The 14,675-nt window shown below is 70.2% G+C and carries 13 protein-coding genes; 7 read left to right on the top strand and 6 right to left on the bottom strand.

What is annotated here, in order from left to right:
• Positions 1 to 95: 95 nt before the first annotated feature.
• The 5 genes from thrC (at position 96) to M2352_RS12465 (ending at position 5,546) form a co-directional block, all read left to right on the top strand.
• Positions 96 to 1,523 carry a threonine synthase gene (thrC, locus tag M2352_RS12485; protein ID WP_264664807.1) on the top strand — a complete coding sequence of 476 codons (1,428 nt, stop codon included), beginning with the start codon at positions 96 to 98 and terminating at the stop codon, positions 1,521 to 1,523.
• Complete coding sequence (locus M2352_RS12480; RefSeq protein WP_264664806.1) at positions 1,520 to 2,779, top strand: M16 family metallopeptidase; 1,260 nt, start codon at positions 1,520 to 1,522, stop codon at positions 2,777 to 2,779. Before thrC ends, M2352_RS12480 begins: the two co-directional genes overlap by 4 nt.
• A 30-nt stretch (positions 2,780 to 2,809) precedes the next feature.
• Positions 2,810 to 3,427, top strand: a complete 618-nt coding sequence (locus tag M2352_RS12475; RefSeq protein WP_264664805.1) for a GNAT family N-acetyltransferase — start codon at positions 2,810 to 2,812, stop codon at positions 3,425 to 3,427.
• Positions 3,428 to 3,765: 338 nt separating this feature from the next.
• Positions 3,766 to 4,248: a cupin domain-containing protein gene (locus tag M2352_RS12470; RefSeq protein WP_264664804.1), complete on the top strand. Its 483-nt coding sequence runs from the start codon at positions 3,766 to 3,768 to the stop codon at positions 4,246 to 4,248.
• On the top strand, positions 4,245 to 5,546 hold the full coding sequence (locus tag M2352_RS12465; protein WP_264664803.1) for a branched-chain amino acid ABC transporter permease: 1,302 nt from the start codon (positions 4,245 to 4,247) through the stop codon (positions 5,544 to 5,546). The genes M2352_RS12470 and M2352_RS12465 overlap by 4 nt, the downstream gene beginning before the upstream one ends.
• Positions 5,547 to 5,583: 37 nt before the next feature.
• Here the strand turns inward: M2352_RS12465 and M2352_RS12460 are convergent, their stop codons facing one another.
• Positions 5,584 to 6,294 carry a Crp/Fnr family transcriptional regulator gene (locus M2352_RS12460; RefSeq protein ID WP_264664802.1) on the bottom strand — a complete coding sequence of 237 codons (711 nt, stop codon included), beginning with the start codon at positions 6,292 to 6,294 and terminating at the stop codon, positions 5,584 to 5,586.
• Between the two features lie 190 nt (positions 6,295 to 6,484).
• Between M2352_RS12460 and M2352_RS12455 the strand changes: the two genes are divergently transcribed.
• Positions 6,485 to 6,859 carry a NifB/NifX family molybdenum-iron cluster-binding protein gene (locus tag M2352_RS12455; RefSeq protein ID WP_264664801.1) on the top strand — a complete coding sequence of 125 codons (375 nt, stop codon included), beginning with the start codon at positions 6,485 to 6,487 and terminating at the stop codon, positions 6,857 to 6,859.
• Between the two features lie 48 nt (positions 6,860 to 6,907).
• Here M2352_RS12455 and M2352_RS12450 read toward each other — a convergent pair whose 3' ends face one another.
• A complete protein-coding gene (locus M2352_RS12450) occupies positions 6,908 to 7,729 on the bottom strand; it encodes a crotonase/enoyl-CoA hydratase family protein (RefSeq protein WP_264664800.1) in 822 nt (273 codons plus the stop codon).
• An 87-nt stretch (positions 7,730 to 7,816) separates the two neighbouring features.
• Between M2352_RS12450 and M2352_RS12445 the strand changes: the two genes are divergently transcribed.
• Positions 7,817 to 8,422 carry a TetR/AcrR family transcriptional regulator gene (locus tag M2352_RS12445; protein WP_264664799.1) on the top strand — a complete coding sequence of 202 codons (606 nt, stop codon included), beginning with the start codon at positions 7,817 to 7,819 and terminating at the stop codon, positions 8,420 to 8,422.
• On the opposite strand, the gene cobA is transcribed toward M2352_RS12445, so the two are convergent.
• Genes cobA through nirB form a run of 4 tightly spaced genes read right to left on the bottom strand, consistent with a single transcriptional unit; the run spans position 8,390 to position 14,666 of the window.
• Positions 8,390 to 9,223: a uroporphyrinogen-III C-methyltransferase gene (gene cobA, locus M2352_RS12440; RefSeq protein WP_264664798.1), complete on the bottom strand. Its 834-nt coding sequence runs from the start codon at positions 9,221 to 9,223 to the stop codon at positions 8,390 to 8,392. The genes M2352_RS12445 and cobA overlap by 33 nt on opposite strands.
• Positions 9,198 to 11,855: a nitrate reductase gene (locus M2352_RS12435; RefSeq protein WP_264664797.1), complete on the bottom strand. Its 2,658-nt coding sequence runs from the start codon at positions 11,853 to 11,855 to the stop codon at positions 9,198 to 9,200. The genes cobA and M2352_RS12435 overlap by 26 nt, the downstream gene beginning before the upstream one ends.
• Complete coding sequence (gene nirD, locus M2352_RS12430; RefSeq protein ID WP_264664796.1) at positions 11,848 to 12,198, bottom strand: nitrite reductase small subunit NirD; 351 nt, start codon at positions 12,196 to 12,198, stop codon at positions 11,848 to 11,850. The genes M2352_RS12435 and nirD overlap by 8 nt, the downstream gene beginning before the upstream one ends.
• 5 nt (positions 12,199 to 12,203) lie before the next feature.
• Positions 12,204 to 14,666: a nitrite reductase large subunit NirB gene (gene nirB / locus M2352_RS12425; protein ID WP_264664795.1), complete on the bottom strand. Its 2,463-nt coding sequence runs from the start codon at positions 14,664 to 14,666 to the stop codon at positions 12,204 to 12,206.
• Positions 14,667 to 14,675: the final 9 nt, after the last annotated feature.

The raw sequence follows: 14,675 nt of genomic DNA, 5'->3' as shown, positions 1-14,675 counted from the left end.
GGCCCCGCGGCCCCGTGACCGGTGCTGAATCCCTTGCGGACACCCCGCACCCCCGCTACCTTCCGTCGTTTCTTCCGTCAGGAGAGTGTCAAGCGGTGCGGTACGTCAGCACGCGGGGTGCGGCCCCGGTTCTGGGTTTCGAAGATGTCCTCCTTGCCGGTCTGGCCCGCGACGGCGGGCTGTACGTGCCGGAAAGCTGGCCGCAGTTCTCACCCGATGAAATCCGCGCCCTGCGCGGTCTGCCCTATGCGGAAATCGCGGTGCGGGTCATGCTGCCCTTCCTGGGCGGGGCCATCGCCGAGGATGAATTCCGCGCCATCGTCCGCGACACCTACGCCACCTTCGACCATGCCGCGGTGACGCCGCTGGTGCAGCTCGATTCCCGCACCTGGGTGCTGGAGCTGTTCCACGGCCCGACGCTGGCGTTCAAGGATGTGGCGCTCCAGCTTCTGGGCCGGCTGTTCGACCATGTGCTGGCCAAGCGCGGCCAGCGGGTGACCATCGTCGGCGCCACCTCGGGCGATACCGGCTCGGCGGCCATCGAGGCGTGCCGCGACCGCGAGAACGTGGACATCGTGATCCTGCACCCCCAGGGCCGCACGTCGGCGGTGCAGCGCCGCCAGATGACGACGGTTCTGTCGTCCAACGTCCACAACGTGGCGCTGGAGGGTACCTTCGACGATTGCCAGGATCTGGTGAAGGCGCTGTTCAACGACGGGGCCTTCCGCGACCGGGTGGGGCTGTCGGCGGTGAACTCCATCAACTGGGCGCGCATCATGGCCCAGATCGTCTATTACTTCGCCGCCGCCGTGGCTCTGGGCGCGCCCGACCGCAAGGTGGCGTTCACCGTGCCCACCGGCAACTTCGGCAACGTCTATGCCGCCTATGGCGCCCGCGCCATGGGTCTGCCCATCGACAGGCTGGTGGTCGGCTCCAACAGCAACGACATCCTGGCGCGATTTTTTGCCAGCGGGTCCATGGTCATGGCGCCGGTGACGCCTACCTTGAGTCCCAGCATGGATATCCAGATTTCGAGCAATTTCGAACGGCTGCTGTTCGACCTGTTGGGCCGCGACGGTTCCGCGGTGCAGGCGAGCATGGACCGTTTCCGCGCCGAGGGCCGCTTCGCCGTCACCCCGGACCAGTTGAACGCCGCGCTCGTCCTGTTCGCCGGCTACCGGGTGGACGAGACGCAGACCATGGACATCATCCGCGCCACGGCCACGGCCAGCGGCGGCTACACCCTGGATCCGCACACCGCGGTGGGGGTGGGGGCCGCGGCGGCGGCGCTGTCGGATGCCGGCGTGGTCGATGACGCGGCGGCGATGGTGGTGCTGTCCACCGCCCATCCGGCCAAGTTCCCCGACGCGGTGGAACAGGCCACCGGGCGGCGCCCCGGCCTGCCGCCGCGCCTGTCCGACCTGTTCGAGCGGGAGGAACGGCTGACCGTTCTGCCCAACGATCTGGCCGAAGTGCAGTCCTTCGTCATGGGGCGGTCGCGGGCCGCCGGAGCCAACGCATGAGTGCAGTGAAGGTCACGACGCTTTCCAACGGGCTGCGGGTCGCTACCGACACCATGCCCGACGTGCAGACGGTATCGCTGGGCTGTTGGGTGGGGGTCGGCACGCGCAACGAGCCCGCTCCGGTCAACGGTGTCGCCCATCTGGTCGAACACATGCTGTTCAAGGGCACCCAGCGCCGGTCCGCCTACCGCATTTCCGAAGAGATCGAGAACGTGGGCGGCCAGTTGAACGCCTACACCACCCGCGAGCACACCGCCTATTACGCCAAGGTGCTGCACGAGGATTCGGCGCTGGCGCTCGACATCATCGCCGACATGCTCCAGAACTCCGTCATCGACGGGGAGGAGCTGGCCCGCGAGCGCACCGTGGTGCTGCAGGAGATCGGGCAGGCGGCGGACACCCCCGACGACGTGATCTTCGACCATTTCCAGGCCACTGCGTACCCCAGCCAGGCGCTGGGCCGCCCGGTGCTGGGGTCGGAGGAGATCGTCGGCAGCCTGTCGCGCGACGCGCTCGTGGAATATATGCGGCAGAACTACGCCGGGTCGTCCATGGTGCTGGCGGCGGCGGGGCGGATCGAGCACAACCGCTTCGTGTCCCTGGCCGAGGAAGCCTTCGCCGGCCTGCAGGCCAACGCCGATCCGAAGGGGGAGGCCGCCGCCTACCGCGGCGGTGATTTCCGCGAGGAGCGGGATCTGGAGCAGTTGCATCTGGTCCTGGGCTTCGACGGGGTGGGCATCCACGATCCCGATTTCTACGCCCATTCGGTGCTGTCCACCCTGCTGGGCGGGGGCATGTCGTCGCGCCTGTTCCAGGAGGTGCGGGAAAAGCGCGGGCTGGTCTATTCCATCTACAGCTTCACCGGCGGCTATCACGACGGCGGGCTGTTCGGCATCTACGCCGGCACCGGCCCGGACGAGGTGACGGAACTGCTGCCCATCGTCTGCGAGGAACTGGTCAAGGTCGGCAAGGACGTGACCGAGGACGAGGTGGCGCGGGCGCGGGCGCAGATGAAGGCCGGCACGCTGATGGCGCTGGAAAGCTCCATGTCCCGCTGCGAGCAGTTGGGGCAGCAGTTGCTGGTCTATGGCCGCCCGGTGCCGGTGGACGAGATGGTCCGGCGCATCGACGCCGTGGATTGCGACGCGGTGATGCGGGTGGCCCGCCGGCTGCGCGCGTGCATGCCGACGGTGGCCGCTCTGGGGCCGGTGAGCGGGCTGGAGGATTACAGCCGCATTACGGCGCGTCTGGCGTAAAGGCCGGGGGCATATGACGGGGCAGGGCCGATGATTCGCTTCCTCAGCGGGGGGCTGATTGGCCCGCCCGCGGTGCGGCTGGACGGGCCGCGCTGCTACATCCGCCCCCCATCCCCCCACGACTGGCGCGCGTGGGCGGAATTGCGGTCGGCCTCGCGGGATTTCCTCACGCCGTGGGAACCCACGTGGCCGGCGGACGCGCTGAGCCGTGCGTCCTTCGCCCGCCGGCTGCGGCGTCAGGCGCAGGAATGGCGCGACGATCTTTCCTACAGCTTCCTGATCTTCGATCCCCACACCGACGCCGTGGTCGGCGGGCTGGGGCTGACCAACGTGCGCCGCGGCGTGGCCCAGACGGCCACGCTGGGCTATTGGGCCGGCAAGCCCTATGCCAGCAAGGGCTATGTCTCCGCCGCCACGCGGCTGGTGCTGGATTTCGCCTTCACCCACATCGGGCTGCACCGGGTGGAGGCGGCGTGTCTGCCCATCAACGACGCCAGCCGCACGCTGCTGGAACGGGTGGGCTTCACCCACGAAGGCTATGCCCGCGGCTATCTGCGCATCGATGGGGTGTGGCGGGACCATGTGCTCTACGCCATCCTGGCCGACGAATGGCGCGACCGTGGCGTTGCACCGCCGCAACAGCGGTAGAAAAACCCATGGGGTTACGCCACCACTTTCTTGTTGTGTCTCTGAGCGGCCTTGTTAGGAAATATTTAATCGAATAGAGTCAGGATCACGGTAACGACGTGACTTGATGCGAGGTTTTCCCATGTCCGAAAGGTCAAGCTGGACGCAACGGACGTCCCATCATTATGAAATGCGCAGGGGCTCCCACCGCGTTGAACTGCGGTACGAGGAAGCCGGGTTCCAAAGCCGCTGGGCGGTTTACCTGGACTCCCGCCTGATTGACCGCTGTGTGGAATTCATGCAGGCTCGCGGGGTGGCGCACCGTCTGGCCGGTGGCGCCGCCTGACGCCGGAGCCGCCGTGACCGCCACACTGACCACCACGCCCGTTCCCGACTGGTTTTCCCTCGACCCCGCCCTGGACGCCGCCGCCATCATCGCGCGGCTCGGCATGGCCCCGCACCCCGAGGGCGGGCACTTTGTGGAGACCTACCGCGCGCCGGCCCCCGACGGGCAGCGCGGGGCGGTCACCATGATCTATTTCCTCCTCCAGGCCGGGGAGGTGTCCCACTGGCACCGGGTCGATGCGGTGGAAATCTGGAACTGGTACGCCGGGGCAGCGCTCGACCTGTCCATCGCCGAAGAGGGGCGGGGGATCGAAACGGTCCGGCTGGGCAGCCGGCTGTCCCACGGCGAACGGCCCCAGGGCGTGGTGCCGGCCCATGCGTGGCAGGCGGCGCGCCCGCTGGGGGGATGGACGCTGGTCGGGTGTTCGGTGTCGCCGGCCTTCGACTTCGCCGGTTTCGAGCTGGCCCCGCCGGGGTGGAGCCCCTCCGTTCCGTGAGCGGCTGGGGCCGCTGGCTGTGGCTGCTGGTGGCCGGGGTGCTGCTGGCCGGGTGCGGCGTCGATGCCGAACAATCCACCCTGTGCCGCCGCCTGATCCCCGCCTTTGAAGACCAGCCGGCCCGCATCCTCGACCAACGGCACGAGGGTGAAAACACCCTGATCGTCGCCTATGAGACCGGCGGTGTGAACCGCTGGATCGCCTGCCGTTTTGCCGGACGCTTTCTTGACGCCGGGCGCCATACGCTGGAGGCGGTGGCGACCAGCCGCACCGGCGTTCTGACGCCCATGCGCTTCACCATGCTGCGGCTGTGGGCGCGGCTGCCGCTGCCGGCGGTTCAGGCGGGGCCGGTTCAGCCGGTGGCGCCGTCGCCGTGGAAACCGCTGCTGTTCCTGGCGCAGCAACTGGTGAATGCCATCACCGTGGCCTGCGTCTATGGGCTGCTGGCGGTGGGATACACGCTGATTTACGGCATTCTGGGGCAAATCAACCTGGCCATGGGCGAATTGACCATGCTGGGGGCCATCGTCGCCGCCATGGCCATGGCCGGTTTGTCCATGGGGGGCGCGCAGGCGTTCGTGCCGGCGCTGGTGCTGGTGTTGGCCCTGTCGATGCTGATCGGCGGGGCCTATGGCTGGACCATGAACCGGCTGGTGTTCCGTCATTTGCAGGGAGTGCGCAGCCACACGCCGCTGATCGCCGCCGTCGGGCTGGGCATCGCCATGCAGGAGGGCACGCGGCTGTTGCAGGGCGCGCGGGAATGGTGGCCGCCGCCGGTGCTGGCCCAGCGCCACGATCTGATGGAGGCGGGGGGCTTCACCCTGACGGTGCTGACCGCGCAGCTCGTCATTCTGGGGCTGGCAGGGGCGTTTGCCGGCGGGCTGTGGTGGATCATGCACCGCACCGCCTTTGGCCGCACGCACCGGGCCTGCACCGACCATCTGCCCACGGCGGAATTGCTGGGGGTGCATGTGCCGCGCACGGTGGCGCTGACCTTTTTGCTGGGCGGGGCGTGCGCGGGCGCGGCGGGGTGCGTGATCGCGCTCTATTACGGCGGGGTCAATTTCTACACCGGCTATCAGGTGGGCTTCAAAGCCCTGGCCGCGGCGGTGGTGGGCGGCGTGGGATCGGTGCCGGGCGCGCTTTTGGGGGGCGCGCTGCTGGGGGTGATCGAGACCTTCTGGTCCGGCTATTTCGCCATCGCCTACAAGGACATCGTGGCGTTCGGCCTTTTGACGCTGTTTCTGATCTTCCGCCCCAACGGCATCATGGGCGTGCCGGAGTCGCGCGGCGACTGACTCTTTTTCTTTTCCCTCAACCGGCGGGCGCGGCCGATCACCCTTCGTCGGCGATGGCCTGAAGGGCGTCGATGTCACAGGCGAAGTGGTTGGGCCGCAGTTCGGTCACCAGCCCCTGGCGTTTGAATTCCGCCACCATGCGGCTGGCGGTTTCGGTGGTGATGCCCAGCATGGCGCCCACGTCCTCGCGCCCGAACAGGTCGCATTCGGTGCTGGCCTCGTCGTCGTTGACCAGGGTCAGGAACAGCCGCGCCACCCGCGCCCGCGCGGTGCCGGTGCCCAGCTCCACCAGAAAGGCGTCGGCACGCTCCACCGCCTTGTGCCAGCGGCGCAGAAGCTGCTGGTGCAGACGGGGCGTTTCATTGGACAGGCGCTGGATCACCGCGCGGGGGATGCGGCAGGTCAGCACCGGGTGAATGGCGATGGCGGTGTGCTGGTACGGCTCGCCCAGCACCGCTTCCAGCCCGGCGGTGTCGCCCCGGCGCAGCAACCGTACGATGCGCTGGCCGCCGTTGGGGGAATATTGCACCAGCTTCACCAGCCCGCTGCGCACGGTGAACACCGCCGACGGATCATCGCCCAGATGGTACAGCGGCGCGCCGGGACCGATCAGCAGCTCGTCGATGGGCAGATGGATCAGATTGAAATCCTGTTCCGTCAGATCGGCGAACAGCGCAAGATCCCGCACGCCGCAGCCCTTGCAATTGGCAAGACCCTGCCACGCGGCGACGATATCGGTTTTCTTCAACGGACGTGATCCGTGCTCTTCGGGTGATCCATCGGGCATTCTTCCTTATGACACGGCAGCGGCCCGTTTGACCAGATGCGCCGTGGTGGGGCGGGTGGTTGGTGATGCGTTCATTCCGTTGTGGCAGCGGTTTTCGGGCCGGCTTATTCTGCCAACTCCCTTATGGATTTTCCCCGACGAGAACCGCACCATGAAATTCGCCATCGCCACCCAGGACGGCCAGACTATCGCCACCCACGGCGGGCGTGCCCGCAGCTTCCTGCTGTTCGACGCCGAGGCGGGGGCCGGGCCGGTGGCCGCCGGGCGCCTGGACCTGACCGACGACATGGTGCTGCACCTCCATGGCGACGGCGCGCCGCACCCCATCGACGCGGTGCAGGTGCTGGTTGCCGGCACCTCCGGCCAGGGCTTCATCAACCATCTGCGCCGCCGCGGCATCGAGCCGGTCATCACCAGCGAAACCGACCCCCTGACCGCTATCCGCGATTATTTCGCCGGCACGGTCAAACCCGCCGCCGATCCCCACCACCCCCATGAGCATCACGAGGGCGGTCATCATTCCTGACGCCCGGCCCGTACAGCCACAGAGGGTGATGGCGGATGGGGCCGGCGGTTACCGCGGGGCGCCCGGTGCCGTGGCGAACCACGACCCGCGGTAATCCGGGCGCCGCCGGGCGATCCAGGCGTCCAGCCCCTCGCGCAGGTCGGCGGTGGGGGCCATGCGGGCGAACTGCTCGGCTTCCACCAGCAGCCCTTCGGCGATGGGCAGGTTGATGCCGCGGGTCACAGCGGTCAGGATCGTCGCCACCGCCAGCGGGGAATGGACGAGGATGCGGTCCAGCAGATCCCGCGCCGCCGGCAGCAGGTCGTCATGGGGCACCACCGCGTTGACGAGGCCGAGGTCGAGCGCGCGGGCGGCGGAAAAGCTCTCCCCGGTCAGCAGAAGCTGCATGGCCCGCTTGCGCCCGGCCAGACGGGGCAGACGCTGGGTGCCGCCGAAGGTGGGCGGCATCCCGAGCTTGATTTCCGGCTTGGCGAACAGCGCCTGTTCGCTTGCCACCGCCAGAGGCGCGGCCTCCGTCACCTCGCAGCCGCCGCCATAGGCCAGGCCGTTGACCGCCGCCACGATGGGCTTGCGGAACGCCTCGATGCGGGCGGTCAGGCGCTGGCCGCGGGCGACGAAATCGCGCCGGGCCGTGTCCGCCCCATCCGCGACCGAACGGGCGAATTCGGGAATGTCGCCCCCGGCGGAAAAGGCCCGCTCCCCCGCGCCGGTCAGGATCACGCCGCGCACGGCGGGATCGCTCTCGATGGCGTCCAGATGGGACAGCAGCGTGTCGATCAGCGTGTAATTCAGCGCGTTCAGCTTGTGCGGGCGGTTCAGCGTCAGCGTCGCCACCGGCCCGTCGATGTGCACCAGAACCGTCGGTTCCATGGGTGTTTCCTCCGTGTCTTGGGAATGGGGGGAGGATGGGGCCGGGGGCGGCTTGTGTATACTCACTGTACGGTATACCATTGCCCCATGGCCCGCCCCACCGACACCCGCGACCGCATCGTCGCCGCCGCCTCCAAGCTGTTCTACGCCGAGGGAATCGGGCGGGTGAGCATGGACGCGGTGGCGGAAAAGACCGGCGTCACCAAGCGCACGCTCTACTATCACTTCCAGAGCAAGGACGACCTGATCGCCGCCTATCTCGACGCCCGCGACCAGCCGAACCTGGCGCAGATGGCGGCGTGGTTCGCCGAGGCCCAGGGCGGGCTGGGCGACAAGGTGGCGGCGGTGTTCGCCCATCTTGCCCGCGTGGCGGCGCACCCGAAATGGAAGGGCTGCGGCTTCCTGCGCACCACCGCCGAACTGGCGTCCATGCCCGGCCACCCGGCGGTGCGCATCGGCGCCCGCCACAAGAACGGTTTCGCCACATGGCTGGCCGGGGAGATCCGCACCGCCGGTCTGGACGATGCCGAGACGCTGGCGCGGGAAATCCTGCTGCTGCTGGACGGGGCCTTTTCCGCCTCCCTCCTGCACCGCGACCCGGCGTGGTTCGAAGCGGCGGGCCGCGCCGCCGCCGGGCTGGTGGAACTGCGCCGTCTGCGCTCAGCCGGCGAGGGCGGCGGACACCGGGGATGAGGCCTCGGCCCCCGCCACCGCCCACCCGATGATAATCAGTGCCGGGCCACCGCCCAGTGCCGCCGTCAGGTCCGGCAGGGCCGAGAGGGGGCCGGACACCCGGCGCTCGTCCGGGCGGGTGCCGTTCTCGATGGCCAGCACCGGCGTTGCCGGGTCCAGCCCGCCGGCCAGCAGGCCGCCGCGCACCGCCGACGCCTGCTCCTTGCCCATATAGACGCACAGTGTCCCTTCCGGGTCGGCCAGACGGGACCAGTCGGGGGTGGCCCCGGCGTCGCAGCGGTGGGCGGTAACGAAATGCACAGTCGCCGCCACCCCGCGGCGGGTCAGCGACACCCCGGCGGAGGCGGCGCAGCCCAGCGCCGCCGTGATGCCGGGGATCACCGTCACCGGGATGCCGCGGGCCTTCAGATGGTCGATCTCCTCGCCCGCACGGCCGAACATCATGGGGTCGCCGCCCTTCAGCCGCACCACCACCTTGCCCGCCGCCGCGCGGGCGGCGATGAGCGCGCTGATCGCCTCCTGCGCCATGGCGTGGGCGCCGGAACGCTTGCCGACGAACACCCTCAGGGCGGACTTGGGCGCCAGATCCAGGATGCCGGGGCCGACCAGGGCGTCGTACAGCACCACGTCGGCCCGGCCCAGCGCCTTGACCGCCGCCACCGTCAGCAGGTCGGGGTCGCCGGGGCCGGCGCCGACCAGGAACACCTCCGCCGTGCCGCGGCGGGGGCGCAGGAAACCGGCCACCGCGGCGCAGGCGGCCAGGACGGGGGCGGCGTCAAGCCACGGCAGCGCGTTGGGCATGGGCAAGAACCTCCTTCAGTTCGGGAATGCAGGAGCCGCAGTTGGTGCCGGCCTTCAGCGCCGCGCCGATGGCCTCCACCGAGGTCAGGGACTGGCCGCGGATGGCCGACACCAGCCGGTTGAACCCGACGCGGAAACACGAACACACGATCTTGCCGTCGTCGCCGACCGCACCGGGGGCGCGGCCCGACAGCACCGCCAGCCGGGCCGCCGGCTCCAGCGGCTCGCCCGCCAGCAGGCGCAACAGCCAGCTTTGCGGCGGCAGGGCGCCCTCGGCGGCGATGAACAGGCATCCGGCCAGCCGCGTGCCGTCCACCCACGCCCGCCGCAGAACCCCGCGGCGGCTGTCGCCGTACTCCAGCGTCTCGCACCCCGCCGGCAGGCCGGGCAGCAGCGCGTCGATGGCCGCCGCGTCGGGGATGGCGCCTTCCCCCGCGATGGTCAGCAGGGAACCGCCCTCCACCGTCTGCCGCGCCCAATAGCCGCCGTGGCGGGGGGTAACCGGGGCGGCGGTCATCAGGCAGCCCATCCAGCGCACGGCCACCGGCTCCAGCCGCACCGGCATGGCCTTCAGCTCCGGCTGGCCGGACACGGGGTCGGGCACCGCGTCGATCAGCCGGCCCACGGCGCAATCGGCGGTGAAGCCGTCGTTCCAGTGCATGGGCAGAAAGGCTTCGCCCGGACGCTGCCCGTCCTTGACCGCCACGCGGGTCACCGCCATGCCGGCGCGGGTGGCGATGCGGACGAAACCGCCGTCGGTCAGCCCCCAGCGGGCGGCGTCGGCGGGGTGGACATCCAGGCACGGTTCCGGCGCGTGGGCCGACAGCCGCGGCGACAGGCCGGTGCGGGTCATGGTGTGCCACTGGTCCCGCGCCCGGCCGGTGTTCAGCAGCACGGGGAAGGCGTCGTCCACCGCGCGGGCCAGCCCGCCCGTGGCGACCGGCACCAGCCGCGCTTTGCCGTCGGGGGTGAAGAACCGCCCGTCGGCGAACAGGCGGCGGACCGGCTGCCCCCCCGCCGGGCGCGGCCACGGCGCCGGGGCCAGCGCGTCGTAAGCCGCGTCAGCGATACCGGCCAGGGCGCCGATATCGAAATCGCGCGTACCGTTGTTCTCGAACGCCGACAGGGCGGCGTGCTCGCGGAAGATGGCGGCGGGGCCGTCATAGGCGAAGGCCGGGCCGTGGCCCAGGGCGTGGGCCACGTCGCGGACGATGCGCCAGTCGGGCCGCACCTCCCCCGGCAGCGGCAGGGTGGCCCGCTGGCGCGAGAGGGTGCGGTCGGAATTGGTGACGGTGCCGTCCTTTTCCCCCCACAGGGCGGCGGGCAGCACCAGCCGGGCCAGCCGGGCGGTGTCGGTGTCGGCAAAGCCGTCGGACACGGCGACGAAACCGCAGCGGGAGAGCGCGCCCCGCAGACGGGCGGCGTCGGGCATGGACACCGCCGGGTTGGTGCCCATGATCCACAGCACGCGGATGCGCCCGTCCTCCACCGCGCGGAACAGGTCCACGGCCTTCAGCCCCTCCCGCGTGGCCATGCGGGGGGCGTTCCAGAAGCGGCCCACCCGGTCCACCTCTGCGGGTGAAAAGCCCATGTGGGCGGCAAGCTGGTTCGCCAGCCCGCCCACCTCGCGCCCGCCCATGGCGTTGGGCTGGCCGGTGACCGAGAACGGGCCCATGCCGGGGCGCCCGATGCGGCCCGTCAGCAGGTGGACGTTCAGGATGGCGTTCACCTTGTCGGTGCCGTGGGCCGACTGGTTCACCCCTTGGGAAAAGACGGTGGCCATGCGCGGGGTCGCGGCCGCCAGGGCGTAGAAGCGGGCGAGGTCCGCCGCCGGAACGCCGCAGGCGGCGGCCACCGCCTCCGGTGACGGCGCGTCGGCGCGGGCGGCGGCGACGGCCGCGTCCATCCCGGTGGTGTGGGCGCCGGTGAAGGCGGTGTCGATGCGGCCGTTGGCGGCCAGACAGGCCAGCAACCCGTTGAACAGGGTCACGTCGCTGCCGGGCCGGATCGCCAGATGCAGGTCGGCGGCGTCGCAGGTGGCGGTGCGCCGCGGGTCGATCACCACGATCCGGGTGCCCCGCGCCGCCTTGGCCGCCAGCAGGCGCTGGTGCAGCACCGGGTGGCACCATGCCAGATTGGATCCCACCAGCACCACCAGATCGGCCTGTTCCAGATCCTCGTAGGTGCCGGGCACGGTGTCGGCGCCGAAGGCCCGCTTGTGCCCGGCGACGGTGGAGGCCATGCACAGCCGCGAATTGGTGTCGATGTTGCCCGATCCGATGAAGCCCTTCATCAGCTTGTTGGCGATGTAGTAATCCTCGGTCAGCAACTGACCGGAGGCGTAGACGGCGACCGACTCCGGCCCGTGGCGTTCGACGGCATCGGTGATGGCGGCGGCCAGCGTGGCGGTGGCGTGGTCCCACGTCACCCGCCGTCCGTCGAGCGTGGGGTGGAGCAGCCGCCCGGCCAGCCCCACCGTTTCCCCCAGGGCCGCGCCCTTGGAGCATAGCCGCCCGCGGTTGGCCGGGTGGTCCGGGTCGCCGCGGACGGTCATGCGCCCGTCCGCGGCCACGTCCGCCAGCACGCCGCAGCCGACCCCGCAATAGGGGCAGGTGGTGCGGATCTCAGCCATGGGCCATCCCCAGCGCGTCCAGACCGCCCAGTTCGACCATGCCGTCCACCACCCGCGCCGGGATGGTGGCGGCGGAGCAGGTTTCCGGCCCCACCGCCTCGCCGGTGGTCAGGTCGAACACCATGCCGTGCAGGGGGCAGGTCACCCGGCGGCCGTGAACGATGCCGTTGGACAAGGGGCCGGTGCCGTGGGGGCAGCGGTCCTTCAGCGCGAACACCTCGTCGGTGCCGGTGCGGAACACCGCCACGTCGCCGGCAGGGGTGCGGACGACGCGGGCAGCGCGGGGCGGAATATCGTCCAGATGGCCGATGCGGACCCAGGAGATGGGGGAGATGGCGTTCATGGGGCTTACTCCGCGGCGAGGGTGGTCGGGGTGGCGGGGGCGTCGAAGGTGGCGAGCGGCGCGAACTCGTGGGCGTCCACACGGCCCGAGGCGCGCTCGGCCCACGGGTCGGTCTGCTCGAAGCTCTGGGAATGCAGGAAGCGCCGGTGCAGCGCCTTGCGGTCCGCCTCGTTCAGGATGCGGGCGCGGATCGGCTCCAGCCCGATGCGCTCGATCCACGGGGCGGTGCGTTCCAGATAGCGGGCGTCCTCCCGGTACATCTGGATGAAGGCGCCGCAGTATTCCTCCACCTCCTCCATGGTTTCGACCTTGCAGAGCAGGTCGCAGGCACGGACCTTCATGCCGCCGTTGCCGCCGACGTGCAGTTCCCAGCCGCTGTCCACCGCCACCACGCCGAAATCCTTGATGGTGGCCTCGGCGCAATTGCGCGGGCAGCCGGACACCGCCATCTTGAACTTGTGCGGGGTCCAGGTGCCCCAGGTCATCCGTTCCAGCCGCACGCCCATGTCCATGGACGCCTGCGTGCCGAAGCGGCACCATTCGCTGCCGACGCAGGTCTTCACCGTGCGGAGGCCCTTGGCGTAGGCGTGGCCCGACACCATGCCGGCGGCGTTCAGGTCGGCCCAGATGGCCGGCAGGTCCTCCTTCCTGGCGCCCAGCAGGTCGATGCGCTGGCCGCCGGTGACCTTCACCGTGGGGATGGCGTATCGCTCGGCCACATCGGCGATGGCGCGCAGTTCCGCCGGGTTGGTCAGCCCGCCCCACATGCGCGGCACCACGGAATAGGTGCCGTCCTTCTGGATGTTGGCGTGGACGCGCTCGTTGATGTAGCGCGACTGGGCGTCGTCGCGGTAATCGCCCGGCCACGCGCACATCAGGTAATAGTTCAGCGCCGGGCGGCACGACGCGCACCCTTCCGCCGTCGTCCATTCCAGCGCCTGCATCACCGCGGGGATGGATTTCAGGTTCCCGGCAACGATCAGGCGGCGCACGTCGTCGTGGGTGTGGTGGGTGCATTTGCACATGGGGCGGCTGGCGCTTTCGCCCGCGTATGAGGCGCCCAGCGTGGAGGCCAGCAGCTTTTCCACCAGCCCGGTGCAGTTGCCGCACGACGCCGACGCCTTGGTGTGGGTGCGTACGTCATCGACCGAGGTGCAGCCCTTGTCCCGGATGGCGGCGACGATGGTGCCCTTGCACACGCCGTTGCAGCCGCAGATCTCGGCGCTGTCGGGCAGGGCCGCCACCGCCGCGGCGGGATCGGCGTCCACCGCCCCGGCGTTGGGGCCGAAGATCAGCGTGTCGCGGATCGTCTCCACGCTCTCGCCGTCTTTGAGCATCTGGAAGTACCAGGGGCCATCGGCGGTGTCGCCGTACAGCACCACCCCGGCGATACGGTTGTCCTTGATCAGGATGCGCTTGTAGACCCCGCGGGCGGCGTCGCGGAACACGATGTCGTCCGCCCCCGGCTCGTTGAAAGTGCCGGCGGAGAACACCTCGATGCCCGTCACCTTCAGGCGGGTGGCGGTGACGGTGCCGTGATAGCCGGCGCCGCCGATCCCGGCCAGTTCGCCGGCCACCACCTTCGCCATGTCCCACAGCGGGGCGACGAGGCCATAGGTCTGGCCGCGGTGCTCCACGCATTCGCCCACCGCCAGAATGTTGGGGTCGGATGTGACCATGCGGTCGTTGACCACGATGCCGCGGTTGACCTCCAGCCCGGCGGCCTTGGCGAGCGCTGTGGCCGGGCGGATGCCCACGGCCATCACCACCAGATCGGCGTCGATCACGCGGCCATCGTTCAGCCGCACCCGCTGCACCCGCCCGTCGCCCTCGATGGCGGCGGTCTGGGCGCGGGTGATGATGGAAATGCCGCGGCCTTCCAGTTCACCCTGGAGCAGGGCGCCCGCGGCCTCGTCCAACTGGCGCTCCATGATGGTGCCCATCAGGTGCAGCACGGTGACGGTCATGCCGTGGGCGGCCAGCCCGTTGGCCGCTTCCAGACCCAGGAGGCCGGCGCCGATCACCACCGCGTTGCGGCCCGTGCGGGTGGCGTCCATCATGGCGTCCACGTCGGCCAGATCGCGGAAGCCGATCACGCCGGGCAGGCCGGCCCCCGGCACCGGCAGCACCACCGGGGTGGAGCCGACGGCCAGCAGCAGCTTGTCGTACGCCACCGTCCGCCCGCTGGCCGAGGTGACGATGCGGGCCGCCGGGTCGATGGCCGTCACCCCATCGCCGGTGTACAGGGTGATGCCGTTGGCCTCATACCAGTCGTGGCCGTTCAGGATGATCTGGTCGAAGGTCTTTTCCCCGGCCAGCACCGGCGACAGCATGATGCGGTTGTAGTTGGGGTGCGGCTCGGCCCCGAAGACGGTGATGTCATAGCGGCCGGGGGCGCTGGCCAGCAGGTCTTCCACCGCGCGGATGCCGGCCATGCCGTTGCCGACGACGACGAGACGTTCTTTCATGGGAATGCT

This window comes from Azospirillum fermentarium (genome assembly GCF_025961205.1).
GTDB lineage: Bacteria > Pseudomonadota > Alphaproteobacteria > Azospirillales > Azospirillaceae > Azospirillum > Azospirillum fermentarium.
Note: the sequence above shows the minus strand (reverse complement) of the source record. Positions and strands in the feature narration are given on the sequence as shown.

Excerpts from the sequence above, each read along its gene's own strand:
- nirB (WP_264664795.1), bottom strand. The coding sequence starts at position 14,666 with ATGAAAGAACGTCTCGTCGTCGTCGGCAACGGCATGGCCGGCATCCGC.
- M2352_RS12445 (WP_264664799.1), top strand. The coding sequence starts at position 7,817 with ATGGCCCGCCCCACCGACACCCGCGACCGCATCGTCGCCGCCGCCTCC.
- M2352_RS12475 (WP_264664805.1), top strand. The coding sequence starts at position 2,810 with ATGATTCGCTTCCTCAGCGGGGGGCTGATTGGCCCGCCCGCGGTGCGG.
- nirD (WP_264664796.1), bottom strand. The coding sequence starts at position 12,198 with ATGAACGCCATCTCCCCCATCTCCTGGGTCCGCATCGGCCATCTGGAC.
- M2352_RS12450 (WP_264664800.1), bottom strand. The coding sequence starts at position 7,729 with ATGGAACCGACGGTTCTGGTGCACATCGACGGGCCGGTGGCGACGCTG.
- cobA (WP_264664798.1), bottom strand. The coding sequence starts at position 9,223 with ATGCCCAACGCGCTGCCGTGGCTTGACGCCGCCCCCGTCCTGGCCGCC.
- M2352_RS12480 (WP_264664806.1), top strand. The coding sequence starts at position 1,520 with ATGAGTGCAGTGAAGGTCACGACGCTTTCCAACGGGCTGCGGGTCGCT.
- M2352_RS12435 (WP_264664797.1), bottom strand. The coding sequence starts at position 11,855 with ATGGCTGAGATCCGCACCACCTGCCCCTATTGCGGGGTCGGCTGCGGC.
- M2352_RS12455 (WP_264664801.1), top strand. The coding sequence starts at position 6,485 with ATGAAATTCGCCATCGCCACCCAGGACGGCCAGACTATCGCCACCCAC.